This is a genomic window from Kitasatospora sp. SolWspMP-SS2h, from assembly GCF_003259315.1.
In the GTDB taxonomy this organism is placed as follows: domain Bacteria; phylum Actinomycetota; class Actinomycetes; order Streptomycetales; family Streptomycetaceae; genus Kitasatospora; species Kitasatospora fiedleri.
This window is the reverse complement of the sequence record NZ_QLLT01000017.1, coordinates 61,238-84,733: the sequence shown is the minus strand read 5'-3', so window position 1 is coordinate 84,733 and position 23,496 is coordinate 61,238. Positions and strand designations below refer to the sequence as shown.

Sequence of the window (23,496 nt, the reverse complement as noted above, 5' to 3'; positions counted from 1 at the left end):
TCCTTGTCGGTCGTCCCGCGCCGCCGGCTCCCGGGTCGGGGCGGGCGGTCGCGGTGTCCCCGTGGGCGTACCCGCGGCGGCGACCCGTCGAAGCCCGGTTTCACCCGCCTGCGCGGCGGAGGCCGGCGGAGGCGGGACGGGTCCGGCCGCCCCCGCGGAACGGGTCCGGCCGCCTCCCGGAAATGCGGTACGATTCCGTTCCGGAACTGATGCGTACCGATTGAGGAGGCGGACCGGTGGACCTTCCCGTGGACCCCGGCACCGACGGCGCCGCGGCGCAGCGAGCGGACCACCGCGGCGGGCGCCCCCGGGACCCGTCCCGGGACGACGAACTGTGCCGGGCCGCGCTGGAACTGCTGGCCGAGATCGGCTACGAACGCCTGTCGATCGACGCGGTGGCGGCCCGCGCGCACGCCGGCAAGGGCGCGGTGTACCGCCGCTGGTCCGGCAAGGCGGAGCTGGTCGTCGACGCCATCGAGCGCCTCAAGGGCCCGCTGGCGGAACCGGACACCGGTTCGCTGCGCGGCGACCTGGAGGAGATCGCCCGCGCGTTCACGGAGACCGGGAACGTCTTCGAGACCCGGGTGATGGTCGGGCTGATCTCCGCCGTGCTCCAGGACACCGGGCTGCGCGAGGTGTTCCACCGGCACTTCGAGAAGTCCCGCCGCCAGGTGTTCACCACCGTCCTCCGGCGTGCGGTCGACCGGGGGGAGGTCCCCCCCGAGCGCGACCTCGAACTCATCGCCGGCCTGCTCCCGGCCCTGGTCTTCCAGCGCGTGCTGCTGCACGGCACGCCCCCGGACCACGCGTTCGCCCTGCGGGTGATCCACGAGGTGATCCTGCCGCTGGCCACCGCCCCGCCGCCGGTCGCACCGGCCCCCGCCCCCGGTTCCACTCCCGCCCCCTCCCCGACCCGATACGACAGGTGATCTCCCTGATGTCCTCCCCGACGGCCGCCGCGACGGCCCCCCTCGACCCACGGCGCTGGAAGGCGCTGGTGTTCATCTGCCTGGCCCAGCTGATGGTGGTGCTCGACGGCACCATCGTGAACATCGCGCTGCCCTCGGCGCAGCGCGCCCTGCACTTCTCCGACGGGAACCGCCAGTGGGTCGTCACCGCGTACGCGCTGGCGTTCGGCGGGCTGCTGCTCCTGGGCGGCCGGATCGCGGACAAGTGGGGCCGCCGGCGGGCCTTCCTGACCGGGCTGGTCGGCTTCGCCCTGGCGTCCGCGCTGGGCGGGGCCGCGGTCAACACCGGCATGCTGCTGGGCGCCCGCGCGCTGCAGGGCGTGTTCGGCGCGCTGCTGGCGCCCGCCGCGCTGTCCCTGCTCACGGTGATGTTCACCGAGGGCAAGGAGCGGGCCAAGGCGTTCGGCGTCTACGGCGCCATCTCGGGCGGCGGCGCGGCCGTGGGCCTGCTGCTGGGCGGCGTGCTGACCGAGTACGCGAACTGGCGCTGGACGCTGCTGGTCAACGTCCTCATCGCCGCGGTGGCGATCGCCGGCACCCTGATGGAGGTCCGCGAGCCGGCCGGCAGCCACAACGAGGCCCGGCTGGACCTGCCGGGAGCGCTGCTCGCCTCCGGCGGCCTGGCCTCGCTGGTGTGGGCGTTCAGCCGCGCCGAGAGCGACGGGTGGGGGTCGGCGACGACCGTCACCCTGTTCGTCGCGGCGGCCGTGCTGCTGACCCTGCTCGTCGTCGTCCAGCAGCGGGTGAAGGCGCCGCTGCTGCCGCTGCGGGTGGTGCTCGACCGCAACCGGGGCGGCGCCTACCTCTCGCTGGGCATGGCCGTGGTGGGCATGTTCGGGCTGTTCCTGTTCCTGACGTACTACCTCCAGGTGGTGTTGGACTACAGCCCGGTGATCTCCGGCGTCGCCTTCCTGCCGATGGTGGCCGGCATGATGACCGGCTCCACCCAGATCGGCGCCCGTCTGATGACCAAGGTCGCCCCCCGCTTCCTGATGGGCCCCGGCTTCCTGCTCGCCTCCGGCGCGCTGGTGATCCTCGCCCAGATCAAGGTCGACAGCTCGTACGCGGCCGTGCTGCTGCCGGGGCTGTTCCTGATGGGCCTGGGCATGGGCACCGCCTTCATGCCCGCCATGAGCCTGGCCACCCGCGGCGTCAAGCCGCAGGACGCGGGCGTGGCCTCCGCCATGGTCAACACCTCGCAGCAGATCGGCGGCGCGATCGGCACCGCCCTGCTGTCCACCCTGGCCGCCAGCGCCACCGCCGACTACGCCGCCGACCACGCCCGCGAGGCGACGACGCCCGCCGCCGGGCACCTGCTCCAACTCCAGGCCATGGTCCACGGCTTCTCCACCGCCATCTGGTGGGCGGCCGGCATCCTCGCCCTGGCCTCGGCCACCGCGTTCACCCTGATCAACACCGGCCACCAGGGCAGGTCCCCCCACCACGACGGCGCGGACCAGGAGGGCCCGGTGCTGACCGTCGTCCACTGAGCCGGCCGCCACCGCACGTGCGCGGCCTCCCGCCTCCAGCCCGACCGCGCTCGGGCCCGGCATCCCGGCGCAGCCGCCGAACGCGCACTGGAACGCGTGGGCGGGCAGCACGAGTTCACGCATCCGCCGGTCCCGTCGCCGCGCCGTCCCGCCCGCTCCCGGGTAGCGGCGGGACGGCGGGGCTCGCACCTGCGCCGCCCCGGCCACCGTCAGGCCGGGGCGGCGGCCGGGCGCTGCGGGGAGGGGTGGCGTAGGGGCGGCAGTCGACCGCCGGGAGGCCGTGGGCGCGGCCCGCGCTACAGGTTGGCCTCGACGAACTCGATCAACTGGCCCTTGCTGACGGCCCCGATCTTGCGGGCGACCTCGACGCCCTTCTTGTAGACGATCAGCGTGGGAACACCCGTGACGTTCTGCCGGGGCGGGGTCTCGGGGTTCTGGTCGATGTTGTGCCGGGCGACGGTGAGGCGGCCGGCGTAGTCGGTGGCGAGTGCGTCGACGTCCGCCTTGATCATCTTGCAGGGGCCGGCCCACTCGGCCCAGAAGTGCACCAGCACCGGGCCCGGCACGCCCAGGACCTGGTCGGCGAAGGTGGCGTCGGTGACGTCCAGGGGTGCTGCTGCCACGGTGGTCTCCTGGTGACGGCGCGGGGCGGAACGGCCGGGGAGCCCTCCCCAACCGGCGGGTACGGCGGGCCGGTTCGCGCGAGTCGGCCTGCCGACCCGCACCGGCTGCCGCCCAACGTACCGGGGCCCGTTCCGGCGGCGACAGGTGCGATCACGCCGAATGGGGCGGAACGGGGACGAGCGATGGGCAGCCCCCGCGGCGGGCGAGGCGATCGCGGGAACGTCCCGGAGACGCCGGCGGCGCGGTACGCGGTGAACCTGCTGGGCGCGCATCGCCGAGGCCGTCCGCCGCTTCGGACCGGTCCTCCAGCAGGGCCACGGCCAGTTCGAGGCCGGGGTGGAGGTGGAGATCCGCGACGGGCCCGGCACCGCCCTCCCCACCGGGCAGGTCGGCGAGCTCTGCGCCCGCGCCGAGGGCGTGACGGCGGGCTACGGGAAGAACCCCGAACCGGCCGCGCAGGTCCTGCGCGACGGCTGGGTGCACACCGGCGACCTCGGCCGCCTCGACGAGCGCCGCCACCTCACCGTCGTCGACCGGATCGACTCCGCCGACGCCCCGTAGCGGCGGTGCGGTCAGCCGGCGACGGTGACGGTGATCGGGCCGGAGACGCTGGTGACCCCCTGCGGGGTGGCGCACTGGAGGAGGTCGGGCGCGGTGTAGGCGACGACCTCCTGGAGCGCCTTGCCCGCGAAGCGGCCGGAGGTGACGGTGCCCGTGCTGGTGACGACGAGCTGTCCGCCGGTGGTGAGGACGGCGTACGTCCCCTCGTAGTGACTGGTGGTGCCGTCGTTCCAGGTGAGGTCGAAGGCGTCGGGGCCGGCCGGCGGGGTGTACAGGCAGCTGGCGGTGGTGGCGAAGGGCCCGAAGCGGTGGTGGCCGGAGGTGACCGGGCCGCCCGCGCAGGTGGTGAGGTCGGAGGTGTTGGTGACGGTGGTCGGCCTGGTGGTGAGGGTGATGCCGGGCTGGTAGGTCTGCGTCCCGGTCCCGGCGCAGACCATCAGGACCGGGTCGGCGTGGGCGGCGGGCGTCGCCAGCGCGGCGGGGACGCCCACCAGCAGGAGGGCGGCCGCGGTGCGGGCGGCCGCGCGGAGGTGGCGGTTCATGGGGATTCCTGCCCTTCCAGGTGCGGGTCGTGGTGCGGGTGTCCGGCTCGGGCGGACGGCTCGGGCGGACGGCTCGGGCGGGCGGTGCCGGAGGACGCCGCCGGGCCGGTGCCCGTCGGGGAAGCTGCCGCCGGAGGTGACCCGGGCGGAGCAGGGAGCCCGCGCGGACGGCGTGGTCGGATCCGCGACGGCGAGCAGGTCCGCCTCCCTTCCCGGAACGGGACCACCATCGACCGCGGCCCTCGGGGCCGCAACGCCTCCCGACCCGAACGAGCAGCACGGCCACTCCTGTGGCTGGTGAGGTGGCGCGGCGGGACGCGGCCCGGCGCGAGAAAGCGGCGCCCGCCCACCCGCGCGCCCCGCCTGTCGGTGCGGCGGCTCCCGGCCTGTCCCGACGCCGCCGGTCGACACCGCCGGTCGACACCGCCGTCCGGACGCGCCCGCCGTCCGGACTCGCCCGCCGTCCGGACGCGCCCGCCGTGCGACCGGGCCGGGACGCCGCCTCTCACCGCGCTACCTGATCGGTCCGGTCCGCCGTGGCCGCCCACACCCGGTGCCGCCGCCGGGCGGTGACGGTCGCGCCCCACGCGCGGGGGCCGCGATCAGCACGAGCAGCGGCAGCAGCACCGGGGATAGGGTGAACAGCACGCCGCCGGTGGCGGCCATGGAGAGCAGGGTGCTGAGCACCGCGACCGACTCGGTGGTCAGCCGGTGGACCGAGTTGATGCCGAACCGGGCGGACTCCAGCAGGCGGTTGAACTCCGGGTCCTCCATCGAGGCCAGCTCCACCCGCTGGGCCCGCTCCAGCAGGGTGACGGTCGCCGTGCGCTGGATCCGGGGGCTGAGCCGGTCGGCTCCCCAGGAGGACACCGCCGCGAGGACGGCACCGGCCCCGGCGGCGGCACCGTACGGAGCGCACCGGCCGCACCGGCGGCGGCGAACAGGTGCCCCAGGGCGGCGTTGACGGCGACCAGGGACAGCGCCGCCGCGCCGGCCCGGCCGACCTCGGCGAGGACCACCCCCGCCAGGCAAGCACCCACGCCAGGCGCAGCATCCCGGGGATCTGCCGGGCCACCGTCCACAGGCCGGCCTGCGCGGTGGTCTCCTCGTGGCGGACGAACCCGCCGTCGTAGCGCATCGGGCCGCCGAACAGCAGCCGCTCGCTCGGGGACGACCCGTCCACCGGGGCCGCCCCGGGTCGGCGCCGCCTCACGCCGCCCCTCCCGCCGCCGCGGTCCGGGCGGTGCCGGGCGCCGCCGGGGGGTGGCGCAGCGTCAGGTAGTGGGCGGCGGGGTCGAAGCCGAGCTTCCGGTACAGCGGCAGGCCCTCCGGGGTGGCGATCAACTCGACCGAGGAGCAGCCCCGTTCCTGGAGCGCGCCGACCAGGGCCCGGGTGACGGCCTCCGCCAGGCCCTGGCGCCGGTGGCGCGGATCGGTGACGACGGTGTGGATCCGCCCCCACCGGCCGTCGGGGTAGGAGGGACCGTTGTAGCCCTGGTAGACGACCCCGATCGCGCACGCCGCCAGCGTGCCGTCACCGCCGTCACCGCCGTTCCCGCCGTCGCCGCCGTCCCCGGCGTCGGCCACGTACGCGAGCAGGTGCGGGTCGGTGCCGAGACGGGCCTGCATGTCGGCCAGGAAGGTGGCGCGCCAGGCGTCGGTGGCCGCCTGCCCGGTCAGGACGTCGACGCGCAGGCGCAGCAACTCCTCGGCGTCCTCGGGCACGGCAGGGCGGACGGGGCGGACCGGGCGGACCGGGCGGACGGGGTGGGCGGGGTGGACGGGGGGCGGTGTCATCGGGGGTCTCCCTCGGGCGGTGGGCAGCGGACGGGCGGGGCCTCAGTGCGGGTCGGGCGGCGGGAACGGGAGTGCGCTGTCCAGGCGCACCAGGGAGCGCAGGGTGCGGCCGTCGGGGAGGTACTCCGCCCGGTACCGGAACGCGACCCCGTCGGCGGTGAACACCCCGACCTCCTCGACCGGCCGACCGGCCGCGATCGCCCGCAGGTGCAGTTCGGCGGCCTCCGGCGGGACGCCGGGCTCGGGTGCCGGGCGCCGGTGCCGGCCCGGCGTTCCCGGTGGGGTGGTCAAGCGGCGGACCTCCCGGCCTCCTCCGCGGCCCCGGGCGCCCGCGAGGCGGCCAGCTGCCCCGGTGGCGCGTCCGACAGCGAACCCGATTCCCCGGCAGGGGAGTTGACGGCTTCCACGTTGTCCATGGCCCCGCATCCTGGCCGGGTTCGCATCGCTCGCTCAACCCGGGCGGTTCCGGGGCGAGGCATGGCCGAAGGGAGGTTTTCGATTCCGGACGCCGACCGACCGCGCCGCCCGCACCCGCTTCACCGTGCCCGCGCCCGCGCCCGCTTCACCGCGGCCACGCCCGCGTCAGACCGTCGCGCAACTCCGTCAGGGCCGCGGGCCCCAGTCGGCTGCCGAGCACCTGTTCCAGGTCGTGGAGGATTCCCAACGCGGCGTCGCGGCGCAGGCTTCCCGCGTCGGTCAGGCCGATGAGGGTGCTGCGCGGGAACCCCGGCCCGGGGGTGCTGGCCAGGAGGCCCTCGGCGAGGAGTTGGGTGACGGCGCGGTGCATCGTCTGGCGGGTGACGCCGGCGCGGCGGGCCAGTTCGGCGACGCTCAGCGACGTCTCGCGGTCCAGGTGGGCGAGCACGGTCGCGTGGGCCGGCGTGATGGGGTCCACGCCCGCGGCTTCCAGGCGTTCCAGCAGTTCGTCGGAGAACCAGCGGACACCTCGTTGCAGGAGGTGGAGCAGCGGCAGGTTCGCGTCCGCGTGTTCTCCGGTGTCCATTGCTTGCGTTCCTCTCGATCGGGGGATACGTTGCTGTGTCAGCTTTGCTGACACAGGGGGTTTGCTTGCGATGACAAGTTATGACGTCGACGTCCTCGTCGCGGGGGCCGGCCCGGTCGGACTCACGGCGGCCCTGCAACTGGCCCGCGCGGGCGTCTCGGTGCGCCTGGTGGACGCCGCGGCCGGTCCGGCCACCACCAGCCGCGCGCTGGGCACGCACGCCCGCAGCCTGGAGATCTACGACCAGGTGGGAGTCCTCGGCGACATCGCTCCGCACGGGACGAGGGTCAACGGGTTCATCCGCCACCAGGCCGACCGCACGTCCCGGGTCGACTACGACTTCGACGGCCTGGCGACCCGGTTCCCGTACATGTTCAACGTCGACCAGGTGATCACCGAACGCGTGCTGCGCGGGCACGCCGCCGCGGCCGGAGTCGCGGTGGAGTGGGACACCCGGCTGGAGTCGTTCCAGCAGGACGACGACGCCGTCACCGCCGTGCTGCACAGCGGCGCCGGCCCCTCCGCCGGGCGCGAGACCGTGCGTGCGCGGTACCTGTGGGGCTGCGACGGCGGACGCTCGACCGTCCGCAAGGCTCTCGGGCTGCCGCTCGCGGGGGAGACCGCGCACACCTGGCTGATCGCCGACGCGGTCGTGCACACCGATCTGGAGCGGGACGGCCTGCACTGGCTCTTCCCCCCGGGCGGCGCGCTGATGCTGTTCCCCTTCCCGGACCCGGGCAAGTGGCGGCTGCTGGACACCACCGGCGAGGGGGACGCCGGGCAACCCGCGCAGATCGCCCGGCAGTTCGGCGGCAAGCTGTCCCGGGCCCTGGGGCGCGACACGGTCGTGGACACCCCCACCTGGGCGTCGAAGTTCACCATCCAGCAGCGCGCGGTGCCCGCGATGCACGTCGGACGGTGCTTCGTCTCCGGTGACGCCGCCCACGTCCACTCGCCCGCCTCCGGGCAGGGCCTCAACACCGGCATCCAGGACGCGTACAACCTGGCGTGGAAGCTGGCCATGGTCCTGCACGGCCACGCCGGCACCGCCCTGCTCGACACCTACGACGCCGAGCGCGTTCCCATCGGCCGGGCCCTGCTCGCCTCCACCGGAGAGGTCATGAACACGGCCATGGTCGACACCCCGACGACCCCCCACGACGCCCGGGCGGCCGATCGCGACTTCATGCGCCGACTCATCCGGAACATGTCCGGACTCGGCATCGCCTACCCCGACAGCCCGCTGACGGTGCCCGGCGACGGGCCGGACGCGGGTCCGCGGCCCGGCCAGCGGCTCACCCAGGTCTCCGCCGCCGACGCGCAGTCACCCGGCTGGACGGCCCTGCGCGGGCTGCTCAGGACCCCGGCCTGGCACCTCCTCGTCTTCGCGGGGAGCGAGGACGCCGCCGGTCGGGACCACGGCGCCGCGACGGCCGAGCCGCTGCCGTCCTGGCTGGACAGGATCACCGTCAGCCGCAGCCGGCCGCACCCGGACGGCGGGACCCGCGGCGTGTGGGACCCCGACGGCCGGGTCGGGGACACGCTGGCCGCCACCGGAGGCGACTGGCTCCTCGTCCGCCCCGACGGCTACCTCAGCGCGCGCGGCACCGGGGACGCCGAGCTCCTCGCCGCCCTCGACCGGCTGACCGCCACGTGCCTGTCGACCCGGGACGGAGCCGCGAAGTGAACGAGACGGGACTCCCCACCAACTGGGGGCGCTGGGGCGACGACGACCAGCTGGGCACGCTGCACCTGATCGACGCGGCGGCGCGGCGGCGGGCCGCGGCGGAGGTGCACGAAGGACTCCACGTCAGCCTGGCCCGCCGCACCGCACCGGTGCCGCTCACCACCGGACTCAGCCCCGTCGGCAGCCCGGCCGTCATGCCGGCCGGCGTCCTCCAGGCCGTGAACTTCAACGGCGCGCAGCCCCTGGCGATGACCGACAGCCTCCTCGTCAACACGCACAACGCGGACGTGACGCACCTGGACGCCGTCGCGCACATGCCCGTCGACGGACACGTCTACCCCGGCGTGCCGGTGCACGCCGCGGTGACGCCGACCGGCGTGACGCACGGCTCGGCCGACCCGTTCGGCGAGGGCGTCGTGACCCGCGCGGTCCTCCTCGACCTCGCGCCCGGGGGCGGTCGGCTGCCCGCCGACCGGCGCGTCACCGGCGCCGACCTCGACGCCGCCCTCGAACGGGCGGGCACGCCGCTGTCCGCCGGGGACGCCGTCGCGGTGCGCGGCGGATGGGACATCAACCGCCCCTTCGACCAACCCGTGCCCGGCCTGGACCTCAGCGCCGTGCGGTGGCTGGACGAGCGGGGCGCGAGCGTCTACGTCGGCGACATCAGCGACGCCCGCCCGGCACGGCCCCCCATGCCCGTGCACCAGGTCGCCCTCGCCCGGCTGGGCCTCCCCCTGGTCGACGTCGCCGACCTCGAACCACTCGCCCGGCACTGCGAGGCGTCGAACCGCTGGAGTTTCATGCTGGTCCTGGCACCACCGCGCATCACCGGCACCACCGGGCTCGCCGTCAATCCGATCGCCGTCTTCTGAGCCGACGGGCGGACCGCGGGCGGTGGCGGTGGCGGTGGTGGTGGCGGCGGGCTGCCGCGCCCCGCCGCCCCGCCGCCCCGTCGGGCCGCTGCCGGGGCTCGGCGGACGGGCCGCGAGGTGACGGGATACTGCTGCAATGTCAGATCATCGGACCGCAGCTCCCGTCGGGCCCGCCCCGGTCGAGTCCCCCGCCCCGCCGCCGGACCGGCCCTCGCTGCGGCGCGACGCCTCGGTGCCCGCCCTGCTGGCCGGCCTGGTGTGCATCGCCGTCTCCTTCTCCGGCCCGCTGGTCGTGGTGCTCGCCGCGGCCGCCGCCGGACACCTGGACCAGGCGCACACCGCCTCCTGGATCTGGGCGGTGTCGATCGGCAGCGGACTGACCTGCCTGCTGCTCAGCTGGTGGACCCGCACCCCCGTCATCGCCGCCTGGTCGACCCCCGGCGCGGCCCTGCTGATCGGCAGCCTCGGCGCGTACCCCTACCCGGAGGCGGTCGGCGCGTTCCTGCTCAGCTCGGCCGCCGTCGCGCTGTTCGGCGTCACCGGCCTGTTCGGACGGCTGATCAGGGCGATCCCGACCGGCATCGTCAACGCCATGCTGGCCGGCATCCTGTTCGCCTTCGGCGCGGGCATCTTCACCGAACTGCGCGCGGCTCCCGCCCTGGTGCTGGGCAGCTTCGCCGTCTTCCTGCTGGCCAAGCGCCTGCTGCCGCGCTACGCCGTCCCGCTGGCCCTGCTCGCGGGCGCGCTGCTGGCCGCGGCCACCGTCGGGCTCCCGCTGCACCTGGGCTCCGGCGGCCCCACCCACCCCGTCTGGACCACCCCGGCGTTCTCCTGGCCCGCCGCCGTCGGCCTGGCCCTGCCGCTCACCATCGTCGCGCTGGCCTCGCAGAACGCCCCGGGCCTCGGCATCATGCGGGCCTCCGGCTACGCGCCCGACGACCGGCTGCTGGTCGGCGCGACCGGCGGCCTGTCGGTGCTACTCGCCCCGTTCGGCTCGCCCGGCGTCAACCTGGCGGCCATCACCGCGGCGATCTGCACCAGCCCCGAGAGCCACCCGGACCCCCGCCGACGGTACGTGGCCGGCATGTCCGCGGGCCTGCTCTACCTGCTGGTCGGCAGCTTCGGCGGCGTCCTGGTCAGCCTGTTCACCGGCCTGCCGCACGCCCTGATCGCGGTGATCGCGGGCGTCGCCCTGCTGGCCTCCTTCCAGAGCAGCCTGGCCTCCGCCGTCGCCGAGGAACGGGGCCGCGACGGCGCGGTGGTCACCTTCCTGGCCACCGCCTCCGGCATGACCCTGTTCGGCATCGGCGCCCCGTTCTGGGGCCTCCTCCTGGGCCTGGCCACCCACACCGTCCTGACCCGCCGTCACCCGCGCCGACCCGCCCCCGCCGCACGCTGAAGCCGTACGGGCGGCCGACGGGCACCGCGCCGGGCGGTACGCCGACACCACCGCACGGCGTCGCCCGGTGCCGCGGCGGCGCACCTGTCCGAACAGGGAGGACGCCCGGGCCCCACGGAGGGGGCCGTTCCGCGGCCCGGACGATCGCGGTCACCGCCACGGGTCCGGGAGGAGCGGCCCGCCCGGCGGGGTCGAGCGGGCGGCGGGCAACGGGCGGCGGGCTCTAGGGTGGGCGCAGCCCGTCACCGCCGTCCGGAGGAATTCCGTGCTCCAGCTCCGCCTGATCGTCCCCACCGACCTGCGCGAGCCGGTCATGGCGCGGCTCGACGCCTGTGTCGGGGTGGCCCACGTGGCGGTGCTGCCGGGCGGGGCGGTGCGCCCGGCCGGGGACCTGGTGCTGTGCGACGTGGCGCGCGAGGCGGTGGACGAACTGCTGGGCGAGCTGAAGGAGTTGGGCCTTCCCGAACGCGGCGCGATCAGCATGGACGAGGCCGGGCTGGTCCTCTCCCGGGCGGCGGACGAGGCGGAACGGGACGCCCCGGGCGAGGGCGTGGACGCGCTGGTGTGGGAGGAGGTGTCCGAGGTCGTCCACGAGGAGTCGACGCTCAGCGGGGTCTTCCTCGCCCTGCTGGCGGTGGCGACCATGCTGGCGGCCTGCGGCGCCGTGCTGGACAGCGCGATCCTGGTGGTCGGCGCGATGGCGGTGGGCCCCGAGTTCGGCCCGCTCGCCGGGCTGTGCGTGGCGGTGGTGCAGCGGCGGCTGCGCCCGGCGCTGCGCTCGCTGCTGGCGCTGGCCGTCGGCTTCGCCGCGGCGGTGGCGCTCACCGTGGGCTTCGCGCTGCTGATGGACGCCCTGGGCCTGTTCAGTGACGCCCGGTTCGCCGCCGACCGCCCGAACACCTCCTTCATCTGGCAGCCGGACGCGATGTCCTTCGTGGTCGCCTTCCTGGCCGGGGTCGCCGGTCTGCTCTCGCTCACCTCGGCCAAGGCCTCCGCCCTGGTCGGCGTGGCGATCTCGGTCACCACCGTCCCCGCCGCCGCGAACGCCGCCGTCGCCCTCGCCTACGGCGAGTACGCCCAGGCCTGGGGCTCCGCCGTCCAACTCGCCCTCAACCTCTCCGGCATCGTGCTGGCCGGCGTCCTGACCCTGCTGGTCCAGCACGGCGCCTGGCGCCTCGCCCGCCGGGGCCCGGGCCGGGGATGAAGCACGGCCGTGCCGGGCTCCCGGCCGCGACGGTCGATCCCGGACCGGGCACCGGGCACCATGCACCGGGCAGGTGGCACCAGGCAGGTGGCTTCGCCGGTCCGAGCCGGGACCTCACGCCCGGCAGCCTGCCGGTACGTCAGACTTGCCGGGTGCCACGGGGCACGCAGGAACAGGCACGGGAGGTACGGCCCATGACGCGCTACAGCGTCGATCTCGACCGGCGTGAACTGGTCGCCTCGTGGGGCACCGGGGAAGGCGACCTCTCCAGGCGGATCGCCGCCCTGCCGGACGACGCGGACACCTCCGCGCTGCTGGCCCTGGCCCGCTCGCTCACCCAGCTGTCCGACGCCGCGTGGCGCACGTACACCCATCCGTCCAGCGCCGCCGGCTCCCCGGAGCCCGACGGAGAGGGCTGGCGCCGGGAGAGGGAACGCGAGGCGTTCAACCAGGTCCACGACGCGATCGCGGCGCCCCACCTGCCGCACGGCGGCACGATGACGGTCTCCTACAGCCCGCTCGTCGAATCCGCCCACCGCGCCGGACGGGCCCTGCACGGCCTGCACGACCCGGGCGGCCCGGGCGGCGAAGCCCTGGCGGAGGCCGTCCGGGCCGAGGCGGCCCTGGAACTCGCCGCCGTGGAGAGCGCCGAACTCGGCGACCTCACCGGACGCGCCCAGCAGGCCGTCCTCCTCAGCCGCGAGGACGCCTCCCCCGTCCAGGTCGCCGCCGCCGACCACCTCCTCCAGCAGGACCCGTTCGGCCCCACCGCGCTGTTCTCCGCCGTCGACCCCACCGCGGCCGCCGTCGCCGCCGCGCACTGGCTCGCCGCCGCGGCCGAGGTCGCCGCCGACGCCTCCGGCGAGGACCCCACCCAGGTCGTCCTCGAAGCCGACGACATCGAAGCACTCCCCCACGAGACCCCCACCCTCGTTCTCGGCCTCATCCAGGACGGCGCCACTCCGTACGAGGCCGTCGCCGCCCTCGTCCGCCACGCCATGCACATCACCGACGGCCTCCTCCTGGACCCCGTCGCCCTGCGCGACCAGTTGGAGGACTTCGAGGAGACCGTCGCCGAACACACCGGCGAGGACCACCCCGACCTCGACGACGTCGCCGTCCGCCTCACCCCGCTCGACCCCAAGCGCCCCGCCCGCGACCTGCTGGAGGACCTCCTCGCCGGCATCCACGGCTGCTGGCTCCTGCACAGCGCGCACGACGGACCCGACGAGGACGACGACCGCCGCGACACCGGGGACCGGGACGACGACGAACGGGCCGCCGAACACCAGCGGCGCAGCCGCGAACGCTTCGCCCGACTCGTCCGCGAAACCGCCGCCGCCCGCAGCGACCGCCTCATCTGACCGGCACACCCCGGCGCCGACGGCCGGGGACGTCCACGCCGGGAACGTCCGCGCCGGCGCCGACGGCTCCGGGCGGGAAGTGGCTCCGGGACCGGCCGGACCGGATCGGTCGGCCGGTCCCGGAGCCCTCGGTCACTGCGAGACGCGGACGTAGTCGACGATCATCTTCTGCGGCAGGACGGTGGTGGCGTCCGGGTTGCCGGGCCAGTCACCGCCGACGGCGTTGTTGAGGATGATGTAGAAGGGGTGGTCGTACACCCAGGGGCCACGGGTCTGCTCCAGCGTCGCGCGGTCGACGGTGAAGAAGTTGTGGCCGTCCACCGCGAACGTCATGTGGGTGGAGTCCCAGTCGACGGCGTAGGTGTGGAAGGCGGAGGCGAAGTCCGACCCGGCGAGGGTGTACGGCGAGCCGTAGCCGTTCCCGCCGTTGTAGGCCGGGGCGTGCAGGGTGGAGTACACCGAGTCCGCGACCTTGCCGACGTGCTCCATGATGTCGATCTCACCGCAGTTCGGCCACGGCGTGCCGGACTTGAAGTTCGAGCCGAGCATCCAGAACGCGGGCCACAGGCCCTGGGTGCCGCTGACCTTGATGCGGGCCTCGACGTGCCCGTAGGTGAAGTCGAGGTGGCCGTGGGTGTTGATCCGGCCGGAGGTGTACTGGCCGTTGGCCTCCTTGCGGGCCTCGATGACGAGGTTGCCGTTGCCGTCCAGGTTGGTGTTGTCACCGTTGGTGTAGAGCTCCAGCTCGCCGTTCTGGCCGTTGCCCGGGTCCTGGGTCCACTTGGCGGGGTCCGGCTTGGTGTTCGCGGCGCCGTTGAACTCGTCGCTCCACACCAGGCGCGGCGGGTTGGCCGGGTTCGGCGGGAGGGCGGGCGGCGCGGTGGGGCTGCCGCCGGTGCCGTACACGTCGAAGGTCCACAGCGAGTAGCCGTAGCCGTTGCTGCGCGCGGTGCCGTACATCCGCACGTACCGGCCGGTGCCGTCGACGTTGAGGGTCTCCTTGAAGCCCTTGCCGGTGGTGGTGGAGTAGACGCTGGTCCAGTTGGTGCCGTCCGGGGAGACCTGGATCTGGTAGGCGGTGGCGAACGCCGGGTCCCACTGCAGCACGACCTGGGTGACGTGCGCGGTCGCGCCGAGGTCGACCGCGATCCAGCCCGGGTCGACCCAGCCGTTGACGTCACTGGTCGCCCAGCGCGTCGCCGGGTCCTCGTCGAAGGCCTTGGCGGGCGTGCAGCCCGGGCAGTTGCCGCTGTCCTGGAAGGTCGAGGCGGTGGCGGGCTTGCCGTACGAGAGCAGGGTCTTCCCGCCGCCCGGGTTGCCCGGGTTGCCGCCCCCGCCGCCGGTGAAGACCTGGAACTCCCAGAGCGAGTAGCCGTACTGGGTGGCGCGCTGGGTGCCGTACACCCGGACGTAGCGGCCGGTGCCGGACAGGGTGATCAGTTCGGTCGCGCCGCGGCCGTCGGCCGTCGAGTAGACGGTGCTCCAGGTGGCGCCGTCCGCCGAGACCTGGATCTGGTACGCCTTGGCGTACGCGTTCTCCCAGGACAGCTGGACGCCGCAGACGTTCTGCGCGGAGCCCAGGTCGACCTGGAGCCACTGCGGGTCGGCGGCGGCGGAGGACCAGCGGGTGCCGGCGTTGCCGTCGACCGCCGAGGAGGCCGGCGTTCCGACGTTCTCGGTGGAGGAGGCGGTGGCGGCCCGGTTCAGGGCGGCGTTGGTGGTCGAGCAGGTGCCGGTACCGGTGCCTGCCGTGCCGTAGACCTGGAACTCCCAGAGCGAGACGCCGTACTGGGTGGCCCGCTGGGTGGTGAGGATGCGGACGTAGCGTCCCGTGCCGTTCACGGTCAGGCTCTCGGAGCCGCCCCGCCCGGTCGTGGTCGTGTAGACGTTCGTCCAGGTGGCGCCGTCGGCGGAGGTCTGGATCTGGTACGCCTTGGCGTACGCGTTCTCCCAGGTGAGGACGACGGAGGTAAGGGTCGCCGTCCCGCCGAGGTCGACCTGGAGCCACTGCGGATCGGAAGCGGCGGAGGACCAGCGGGTGCCGGCGTTGCCGTCGACCGCCGAGGAGGCCGGCGTTCCGACGTTCTCGGTGGACGAGGCGGTGGCGGTCTTCCCCTGCGACAGCAGGGTGCCCTCGGCACGGGCGGGGGCGGCCTGGTTCACGGCGAGGACGAGGGTCGCGATGAGGACGGCGACGAACGCGAAGACCAGCGTGCGGGGTGGTGCGGCGAGGGCGCGAGGTGGGGGGCTACCTGTCACAGCATCTCTCCTGGAGTGGTCCTGACTGAGAGAGCGCTCTCTCATATCGCGATGATTGCGCCCCTGTTGCGGTCGCGTCAACGAAGTGAACAGGCTTCGAAACATTGATCGTTGACCGGTGCGTCGGATACCGCTATTCGGACACCGGACCCGGCATTCCACGCAATCCGCACCCACGAAACCCTTTTGCGCTACACAAGATTGACTCAGTGAAAGGCCGACGCGGGCCCTGCCCGAAGAGGCGGTGCAGTCGCCCAGGGCGGGCAACTGCCATAGAACCGGAGCGGCCTGACGGATGAACTCGGGAGCGGCCGGGTGACTTTCCGTTCAAGAGTCGAACTATCCCTTGCCTGCCGGGGTGGCCGCCGCAGAACGTGCGGACGGGGTGCGATCCCTCCCGCGGGAGAGCGCTCTCCCTGACTCTCCTGAGCTTCCGCCCCACGACCCGCCCGATCAGGTGCCCGGTGAGGACCGGCACACCGTCAGGACGGGCTCAGGTGCAGGCGGACGGTGGTCAGCTCCGGACCGGAGTCGATCTCCACCAGGTCGCACAGTTGGCGCACCACCCACAGGGCGTGCCCGCGCGGCTGCCGGGGATCGGGGGGCAGGTAGCCCAGGTACCAGTCGACGCTCCCCCGGGAGGGACTGGTGACGTCGCACACGACGCGGTGACCGGAACGGCACAGGGTCAGCTGCCCGCCGCCCCCGTACTGGACGGCATTGGTGACGATCTCGTTGACCGCGAACACGAGACGCTGCACGCCCCTGTCGTCCAGCCCCAGGGAGGCGGCCCGCTCCGTGACGAAGGCCCGCGCGGGAGCCGGATCGTCACCGAACCGCAGCACCGCCCGCTCGCCCTCGGCGGCCACCGCGGACAGCCGCCGCGTCCAGGGAGCGCCCACGGCGTCGGGAGCGGCGTAGCGGCCGCTCGGGTGCGCGGCTCGGCCGGTCACCGACTCCGGGTGGGTGCGACGGGCTCCGTCCACCACGTCGCGGGGCAGCACCCGGGTGTCGTAGGGGCAGACGATCCACGCCGGACAACTGGCGAGGGCGGCGTTGATCACCGCTTCGTAGCGGGTCCACTCGGCCCGCTCCAGCGGGTCCCGGCCGTGCCACACCGACTCGCCGATCACCCGCACCTGCCGGTACGCGCCGTCGGCGGTGCACCGGTCGACGTAACGGTGGTAGGCCCCCAGCGTGCGTCCCGGCGCCCGGTACCAGTCGAGGGCGTCGACGAGCTCCACCCGGGCGGCGTCGCCGTCCAGGGCCTGGCGCAGCAGGGAGGTGTTGGCGCCGGTGGTCACCACGAGGACGGCGTCCCCCCGGTCGAGCCCGTCGCGGCAGAACGGCACCGCGGCGGCGAGGAACTCCTCGTCGCTGCCGTAGACCAGCGCCTGGTGCGTCAGGCGCCGCCCCGGCTCGGGGCTTCGCACTGGCTCTGGGCTTCGCCCCGGCTCAGGGTGCCGCCCCGGCTCTGGGCTTCGCCCCGGCTCGGGGCGGGGGCCGCGCGAGCCTGCGGGAGCGGTCATCCGGCCGTCTCCCGCGCGGTGACGGCCAGCGCCGGCTCCTGGTCCCAGCCGACCACGCTGATCACGTGCTGCAGCATCGGATCGAGGTCGACGATGTGCAGTCGCCGCCCCGGGGAGAGCCGTTCGGCGGTGCGCACCAGGGCCCGTATCCCGGCGAGGTCGAGGAAGTGCAGGTCCCCGGTGTCCACGGTGATGTCGCCGGGCCACCCCTCGGCGGTCCGGAGGGCGGCGGCGAGCGCCTCGGCGGAGTGGAAGTCCACGTCGCCCTCCACCCGCAGCGAGCGCCGGCCCCGGTGGAAGGACGGCACCAGCCGCAGCGTCGAGCTGCTGTGCAGCGGGACGGCTTCCACCAGGCCGGGGTGGGCCCGGCCGAAGGCGTGCAGGGCCGCCGCGTCGAACCGCCGGGCGTCGTACTGGCAGATCGCCGACGCGCGGCCCGCGGCGAACACGGCGTCGACCTTCCGCTCGTACTCGGCGAGCCGCTCGGCGCCCGGTACGCCGCGCAGGGCCCAGCCCATCTCGCCGCTCACCCGGAAGCCGGTGTAGCCGGCCGCCAGGGCGTCCGCGACCTCCCGGTTCAGCGCGGCCACCATCACGTCGGGGTCGAAGGGGCCGGCGGCCAGGTAGCCGGCGTCGGCCGTGGTGACCCGGAGCCGCCCGTCGGACAGCGCCGCACCGGGGTCGGTCCCCGCCGCGCGCAACCAGTCCAGCACCTGCCGGGGGGCGCACTGGTCGGCGTAGTACACCACCCGCTCGCCGCGCTCCAGCCCGTCGCGCAGGTAGGCGGTGACGACGCGGCGCTGCTCCTCGTCGTCGTCGAACGCCAGGCACAGGTGGTCGCCCTGGCCCATGTCCTGGACCTGGCGATCCCCGGTGATGCGCTTCGTCACCTCGACCACACGGCTCGTACCGCCCCTCCTGGGGCCGCCCTGGTCCGATGGCCCAGTGGCGTGCCCGCGCCAGTCTATCGTCGGCTCGTCAAGCCCCGGCCGGGGCACCGGCCGGGGCTCCGGACGGCGGGTTCACGGACCGCTGTCCGCGGCGGTGACGTCGGCCAGGCCGGAGATGGCCAGGATCGGGTCCAGGAGGGGGTTGGCGACGAGCTCGATCCGGTCGGCGTGGCGGAAGAGCACGCTCAGGCCGGCGCTGTCGAGGTACTCGACGGCGCTGAGGTCGAGGACGAGGGGGCCCTGGATGCGGTCGAGCGCGTCCGCCAGGTCGGCGGTGTTGCTCATGTCGATCTCGCCGACGGCGGTGAGCACGGCCGTGCCGTCGGGCCGCCGGCCGGGCGTGAGGGTCAGGGGCGTGGTCATCAGGCGATCCTCGTGTGCATGTCGACGGTGGTTCCGGCTGGTCCGGGAGTGACGCTGACGTGCTGCATCAGGGCGCGCATCAAGCCCATGCCGCGTCCTCGGTGGGTGTTGTGCTCGGGCTGGGGCGGCTTCCAGCGCCCGGTGTCGACGATGGTCAGGTGCAGGTTGTCGACGAAGGCCTCGGCCCGGAAGTAGACGGTGTCGCCGGGGGCGTCGCGGTGGCCGTGCTCGATGGCGTTGGCGCACGCCTCGCCCGCGGCGACGAGGATGTTCTGCACGGTCGCCTGGGGCAGGTCGCACTGCGCGAGCCAGCCCCGCAGCGCCCTGCGCACGGGGGCGAGTTGCGAGGACTCGGCGGGGAAGGACATCTCCAGCGGGGCGGGGTGGCGGTACAGCAGCAGGGCGACGTCGTCGTCGTAGCCGTCGGCGGGCGCCAGGCGGGACATGACGTCGGTGGCGAGGTCGTCGACGGCCGTGTTGCGCCCGTCCTGGAGGGCCTCGCCGGCCTGGCCGATGCCGGCGGTGATGGGCCGGCGGCGGCGCTCGACGAGACCGTCGGTGTACAGCAGCAGGGTGGACCGGGGCGGGATGGTGCAGGTGCCCTCCGGGCGCGGCCTGCGCGGGCGCACGGCCAGCGGCAGGGAGCGGCCGCCCTCCAGCAGCCGGGTGGTGCCGTCGGGTTGGACGAGGATGCCCGGCGGGTGTCCGGCACTGGAGTAGGTCAGGCGGCCGGTCTCCGGGTCCAGGACGCCGCAGAAGACGGTGGTGCAGGCCGCGCCCGGCACGCTGGCGGCGAACTGGTCCAGGGCCGTCAGCACCTGTGCGGGGTCGGCGTCCTGCAGCAGCAGGGCGCGGCAGGCGCTGCGGAGCTGGCCCATGACGCTGGCCGCTTCGAGTCCGCGGCCGACGCAGTCGCCGACGACGATGCCGATGCGGCCGTCCGGCAGGGTGACGGTGTCGTACCAGTCGCCGCCGACCTCCAGGGGCCGGGTGGCGGGCTCGTAGCGGACGGCGAAGCCGTCGGGGAGGTGGGAGGGGCCGAGGATCGCGCGCTGCAGGGCGATGGCGGTCTCGCGCTGCTGGTCGATCTGGTGCGCACGGGCCAGGCCCTGGGCGAGGTGGCTGGCCAGCAGGGACAGCAGGAGCTGGTCCTCGCCGGTGAAGGGCCGGTGGCCGCCGAGGTCGAGCCAGAGGACCAGTCGCCCGTCGGGGTGCTCCAGGGTGACGCCCGCGCCGTCCTGCCCGGCGGTGGCGGTGAGCAGGGGCTGCCGGCGCAGTTCGGTGAGGGTCCGGCGGTGTTCGGCGGGCAGGTGCTGCCAGGTCAGGTCGGCGTCGGTCGCGGTGAGGGTCGGCCGGTCGTCCTGGTCGAAGACGACGGCCTCGACGTGGCGGGCGTTCCAGAGCTTCCCCAGCTCGGCCAGGGCTCCGGTCAGCGCCTCCGGCACGCTGGCGGCTCGCGACAGGCAGGTGCCCAGGGCCGCCAGGGCGCTTTCGCGCTGGATGGCGTAGTGCTCGGCGGTCACGTCCCGGAAGGTGCCGACGATGGCGGTGCGGCCGGTGTCGGGGTCGTGGACCTGGTTGAAGGTGGCGGTGGCCCACAGCCGGTGCCCGTCCCGGTGGGTGACGGGGATGGTGTAGCTGCCCCGGCTGTCTTCGAGCAGGTTCTGGAAGGCCTCGGTCACCCGGCGGTGCGCCTCGGGGTCGGTGGCGGCGTCGGGCCACCACGGGTGCACGGGCCGGTAGGGCAGTCCTTCGGGACCGTAGCCGAGGATGTCGGCGAACGCGGCGTTGATCTCGACCACGGTGCCGTCCTCGTCGCAGACGAAGAAGGCCTCCTGGAGGGAGTCGACCAGCGCGGTGCGCCAGCGGGCGTGCTGGTTGCGCAGCTTGGAGAGCTCGATGTTGGCGCGGACCCGGGCGAGGAGTTCGGCGGCGGCGAACGGCTTGACCAGGTAGTCGTCCGCGCCCGCCTGGAGGCCTTCGATGGAGGCCTCCTGTCCGGCGCGGGCCGACAGCAGCAGCACGGGCACCGACGCGGTGCGGGGGTCGGTGCGCAGCGCGCCGACCAGGGCCAGGCCGTCCAGGCCCGGCATCATGACGTCGCTGATCACCAGGTCGGGCGCGTCGGCGCGGACGGCGCCCAGCGCCTGGTGTCCGTCCTGGACCTCGTCGACCCGGTACCCGGCGCCGCGCAGCAGGCGGGCGAGGTACTCGCGCATGTCGGCGTTGTCGTCGGCGACCAGTACCCGCGCCGGGAGCGCCGCCCCGGCCGCGGGCGCGTCGTCGTCGGCCCGCGGGAGGGCGGGGGCGGTTCGTCCGGACGGCGCGGCGCCCTGCTCGCCGGGCAGCCAGCGCAGGGCCTCCTGGAGGTAGGGGTCCGCGGCGGGGGCGGGAAGGACCCCGTCGCCCGGGAGGAGGGCCTCGTCACCCGGGAGGAGGGCCTCGGCGGGCAGGTGCGCCGACCCGAACGGCAGGCGGACGGTGAAGCGGGTCCCCTCCCCCTCGACGGAGGCCGCGGTGATGGAGCCGCCGTGCAGGCCGACGAGTTCCTGCACCAGGGCCAGGCCGATTCCGCTGCCCTCGTTGGAGCGGGAGCGGGCGTTCTCGATGCGGTGGAACCGCTCGAACAGCCGGGGCATCTCCTCGTCCGGCACGCCGATCCCGGTGTCGGCGACGGTGACCACGGCCTCGCCGTCCCGCGCCTCCACCGCCACCGTGATCGAGCCGTCGAAGGTGAACTTCAGCGCGTTGCTGAGGAGGTTGAGGACCACCTTCTCCCACATGCTCCGGTCGACGTACACCGGTTCGGGCAGCGCCGCGCAGTCGACGCGGAAGTCCAGGCCGGCCCGGTCGACGGCGGAACGGAACACGCTGGCCAGTTCCCGGGTGACCGCCGCGAGGTCGACGGGCGCGTAGCTGGCCTGCATCCGGCCGGCTTCGATCCGGGAGAAGTCGAGCAGGGTGTTGACGAGCCGGCCCAGGCGCAGTCCGTTGCGGTGGACGACGTCGAGTTCCTCGCGCACGTACGGGTCCGCGTCGGCGAGCCGGTTCCGGAGCTCTTCGACCGGCCCCATGATCAGGGTCAGGGGCGTGCGGAACTCGTGGCTGATGTTGGAGAAGAACGTCGTCTTGGCCCGGTCCAGCTCGGCGAGCTCCTCGGCCCGCCGCTGCTGCGCCTGGTAGCTGCGGGCGCTGGCGACGCCGGCGGCGACGTGCCCGGCCACCAGCTCGACGAACCCGCGGTAGCCGTCGTCGAGTTCCCGGTAGCGGTTCAGGCCCGCCACCATGAACCCGTAGGGTGCGCCGCCCTGTTGCAGCAGGGGGACCACCAGGGCCTGCACGGGCGGCTGCTCCCAGGCCCCGGTCGGCAGGTCGGCGAACGGCGCGCCGGCCAGGGGGACCAGGGCGCCCTCCCCGTGGGCCGCGGCCGCCACCGGCCACAGCGGGTCGGTGCCCGCCCGGAGCCGGGGCGCGGCGACCGGGTGGGACGCCGGTATGCCCGTGGCCGCGGCGAGCCGGGCCCCGCCCTCGTCGTCGGCGAGGTAGGTGAGGGTGAACGGCAGGTCGTGCGGGTTGCGGCCGAGCTGCGCGGCGGCGAAGTCGAGCATCTCCTGCTCGGTCCGCACCACGCTGGGGTCGGAGCCCAGGTCGCGCAGGGTGGCCATCCGGCGTTCGCCGATGACCCGTTCGGTGTCCTCGCTGACCACGCACAGCATGCCCACGGGAGTGCCGGCGTCGTCGTGGAGCGGGCTGTAGGAGAAGGTGTGGTAGCTCTCCTCGGTGTAGCCGGAGCGCTCCAGGAACAGCAGCAGCCCCTCGTCCCAAGTCGCCTCCCCGGTGGTGAGGACGGCGTCGATGCGCGGGCCGATGTCGCCCCAGATCTCCGCCCACACCTCGTCGGAGGGGCGGCCCAGGGCCCACGGGTACTTCTGGCCGAGGGTGTCGCGCCGGTAGGCGTCGTTGCAGAAGAACGTCAGCTCCTCGCCCCAGGCCATCCACATGGAGAACTTCGACGACAGCAGGATGCGCACCGCGGTGCGCAGGCTCTGCGGCCAGTGCTCGGGCTCACCGAGCGGCGTGGCCGACCAGTCGACCCGGGCCAGGTCCGCGCCGACGCTCCCGCCGGCCGCGAAGACCTCGTTCCCGGCCGCGAGGACCTCGTTCCCGGCCGTCGACGGCGCGGGACTCCCGCCACTCCCGCCATTGTCCGCACGTGTCACTGAGCACCCTTTCGTGAGCCTGGAGCGGGAGGGGACCTTGACTCGTTCCGTAGGATAGATCAGTCGTGTTCGCGGTCGGCGAGGACCGTACGGAACAGCGGGGCAGCCGCACCCGCCGCGCTGCGACGGCCGGTGCGGAGCGGCTCGTCCCGGCGGGCCGGTCGGCGCGGTGCCCGTCCGGGAGCGGCGCGGTTGTCGTCGGGTGCCGCCCGTCCCGTACCGTTCGACGGAGGCAGCCCCCTGCTACCCGCACAGGAGAAAAGGTGTCCGATCGTACTTTTACCGCCGCCCGGCTCCAGCACCCCTCCGGGGTGGACGTGTTGCGCGCGGACGGCGAACTCGATCAGCACACCGCGCCGGAGCTGACCCGGCTCGTCGAAGAGGCGACCTTCGGGCCGGACAACCCCGTGGTGATCGACCTCTCCGGCCTCACCTACTGCGACTCCACCGGCATCACCACCTTCGTCGTCGCCTACAACCTGGCGCGGGACACCGGCGCCCCCTTCGTCCTGGTCGGGCCCAACAGCGACCTGATGCGGGTCTTCCGCATCGTCGGGCTCGACCAACTCTTCACCTTCCGGCCCACGCTGGACTCCGCGCTCGACGCCCTGGCCCCCGCGCCGGAGGCGGGCGCGCCGCTCCCGGCCGGCGAGATCCGATGAGG

20 protein-coding genes are annotated in these 23,496 nt (G+C 74.5%); 9 read left to right on the top strand and 11 right to left on the bottom strand.

The annotated features are described in order from the left end of the window. Positions 1–236 precede the first annotated feature (236 nt). Positions 237–929, top strand: coding sequence for a TetR/AcrR family transcriptional regulator (locus K353_RS21780; protein WP_111555230.1), 693 nt, complete (start codon positions 237–239; stop codon positions 927–929). A gap of 8 nt (positions 930–937) precedes the next feature. Beyond that, positions 938–2,458 (top strand): MFS transporter, encoded by a 1,521-nt coding sequence (locus K353_RS21775; protein WP_111555313.1) that lies wholly within the window; start codon positions 938–940, stop codon positions 2,456–2,458. A 296-nt stretch (positions 2,459–2,754) separates the two neighbouring features. On the opposite strand, the gene K353_RS34905 is transcribed toward K353_RS21775, so the two are convergent. After that, complete coding sequence (locus tag K353_RS34905; RefSeq protein ID WP_111555229.1) at positions 2,755–3,081, bottom strand: co-chaperone YbbN; 327 nt, start codon at positions 3,079–3,081, stop codon at positions 2,755–2,757. Between the two features lie 343 nt (positions 3,082–3,424). Here K353_RS34905 and K353_RS21765 point away from each other — a divergent pair, with 343 nt between their 5' ends. Continuing rightward, on the top strand, positions 3,425–3,643 hold the full coding sequence (locus tag K353_RS21765; protein WP_370447629.1) for a hypothetical protein: 219 nt from the start codon (positions 3,425–3,427) through the stop codon (positions 3,641–3,643). 11 nt (positions 3,644–3,654) lie between these two features. On the opposite strand, the gene K353_RS21760 is transcribed toward K353_RS21765, so the two are convergent. From K353_RS21760 to K353_RS21735, 5 genes are all read right to left on the bottom strand, one after another. Beyond that, positions 3,655–4,185 (bottom strand): hypothetical protein, encoded by a 531-nt coding sequence (locus K353_RS21760; RefSeq protein ID WP_111555227.1) that lies wholly within the window; start codon positions 4,183–4,185, stop codon positions 3,655–3,657. 513 nt (positions 4,186–4,698) lie between these two features. Continuing rightward, positions 4,699–5,055 carry a hypothetical protein gene (locus tag K353_RS21755; protein ID WP_111555226.1) on the bottom strand — a complete coding sequence of 119 codons (357 nt, stop codon included), beginning with the start codon at positions 5,053–5,055 and terminating at the stop codon, positions 4,699–4,701. 339 nt (positions 5,056–5,394) lie between these two features. Next, complete coding sequence (locus K353_RS21745) at positions 5,395–5,982, bottom strand: GNAT family N-acetyltransferase (RefSeq protein ID WP_111555224.1); 588 nt, start codon at positions 5,980–5,982, stop codon at positions 5,395–5,397. Between the two features lie 42 nt (positions 5,983–6,024). Then, positions 6,025–6,273: a hypothetical protein gene (locus K353_RS21740; protein WP_111555223.1), complete on the bottom strand. Its 249-nt coding sequence runs from the start codon at positions 6,271–6,273 to the stop codon at positions 6,025–6,027. A gap of 271 nt (positions 6,274–6,544) precedes the next feature. Beyond that, the gene (locus K353_RS21735; protein WP_111555222.1) at positions 6,545–6,985 is read right to left on the bottom strand and encodes a MarR family winged helix-turn-helix transcriptional regulator; all 441 of its coding nucleotides are present in this window, start codon (positions 6,983–6,985) and stop codon (positions 6,545–6,547) included. Positions 6,986–7,055: 70 nt separating this feature from the next. Here K353_RS21735 and K353_RS21730 point away from each other — a divergent pair, with 70 nt between their 5' ends. The 5 genes from K353_RS21730 to K353_RS21710 all read left to right on the top strand — a co-directional run bounded on the left by K353_RS21730 (position 7,056) and on the right by K353_RS21710 (position 13,511). Then, positions 7,056–8,672, top strand: a complete 1,617-nt coding sequence (locus K353_RS21730) for an FAD-dependent oxidoreductase (RefSeq protein WP_111555221.1) — start codon at positions 7,056–7,058, stop codon at positions 8,670–8,672. Next, on the top strand, positions 8,669–9,544 hold the full coding sequence (locus tag K353_RS21725) for a cyclase family protein (protein ID WP_111555220.1): 876 nt from the start codon (positions 8,669–8,671) through the stop codon (positions 9,542–9,544). Before K353_RS21730 ends, K353_RS21725 begins: the two co-directional genes overlap by 4 nt. Before the next feature lie 136 nt (positions 9,545–9,680). Beyond that, positions 9,681–10,943, top strand: a complete 1,263-nt coding sequence (locus K353_RS21720; protein ID WP_111555219.1) for a benzoate/H(+) symporter BenE family transporter — start codon at positions 9,681–9,683, stop codon at positions 10,941–10,943. Between the two features lie 265 nt (positions 10,944–11,208). Further along, positions 11,209–12,147, top strand: a complete 939-nt coding sequence (locus K353_RS21715; protein ID WP_111555218.1) for a DUF389 domain-containing protein — start codon at positions 11,209–11,211, stop codon at positions 12,145–12,147. 194 nt (positions 12,148–12,341) lie between these two features. Beyond that, entirely contained in the window at positions 12,342–13,511 is a 1,170-nt protein-coding gene (locus K353_RS21710) for a hypothetical protein (RefSeq protein ID WP_111555217.1), read from the top strand. 132 nt (positions 13,512–13,643) lie between these two features. On the opposite strand, the gene K353_RS21705 is transcribed toward K353_RS21710, so the two are convergent. From K353_RS21705 to K353_RS21685, 5 genes are all read right to left on the bottom strand, one after another. Further along, positions 13,644–15,722 (bottom strand): discoidin domain-containing protein, encoded by a 2,079-nt coding sequence (locus K353_RS21705; RefSeq protein ID WP_370447630.1) that lies wholly within the window; start codon positions 15,720–15,722, stop codon positions 13,644–13,646. Between the two features lie 530 nt (positions 15,723–16,252). Beyond that, entirely contained in the window at positions 16,253–17,203 is a 951-nt protein-coding gene (locus K353_RS21700) for a sensor histidine kinase (protein WP_111555215.1), read from the bottom strand. Positions 17,204–17,295: 92 nt separating this feature from the next. After that, positions 17,296–18,189, bottom strand: a complete 894-nt coding sequence (locus K353_RS21695; RefSeq protein ID WP_146616535.1) for an MEDS domain-containing protein — start codon at positions 18,187–18,189, stop codon at positions 17,296–17,298. A 132-nt stretch (positions 18,190–18,321) separates the two neighbouring features. Next, positions 18,322–18,612, bottom strand: a complete 291-nt coding sequence (locus tag K353_RS21690; RefSeq protein WP_111555213.1) for an STAS domain-containing protein — start codon at positions 18,610–18,612, stop codon at positions 18,322–18,324. Next, positions 18,612–22,613: a SpoIIE family protein phosphatase gene (locus K353_RS21685; RefSeq protein WP_233533745.1), complete on the bottom strand. Its 4,002-nt coding sequence runs from the start codon at positions 22,611–22,613 to the stop codon at positions 18,612–18,614. Before K353_RS21685 ends, K353_RS21690 begins: the two co-directional genes overlap by 1 nt. Positions 22,614–23,095: 482 nt before the next feature. On the opposite strand from K353_RS21685, the gene K353_RS21680 reads away from it, so the two are divergent. Continuing rightward, positions 23,096–23,494: an STAS domain-containing protein gene (locus tag K353_RS21680; RefSeq protein WP_111555211.1), complete on the top strand. Its 399-nt coding sequence runs from the start codon at positions 23,096–23,098 to the stop codon at positions 23,492–23,494. The last annotated feature ends 2 nt before the right edge of the window (positions 23,495–23,496 follow it).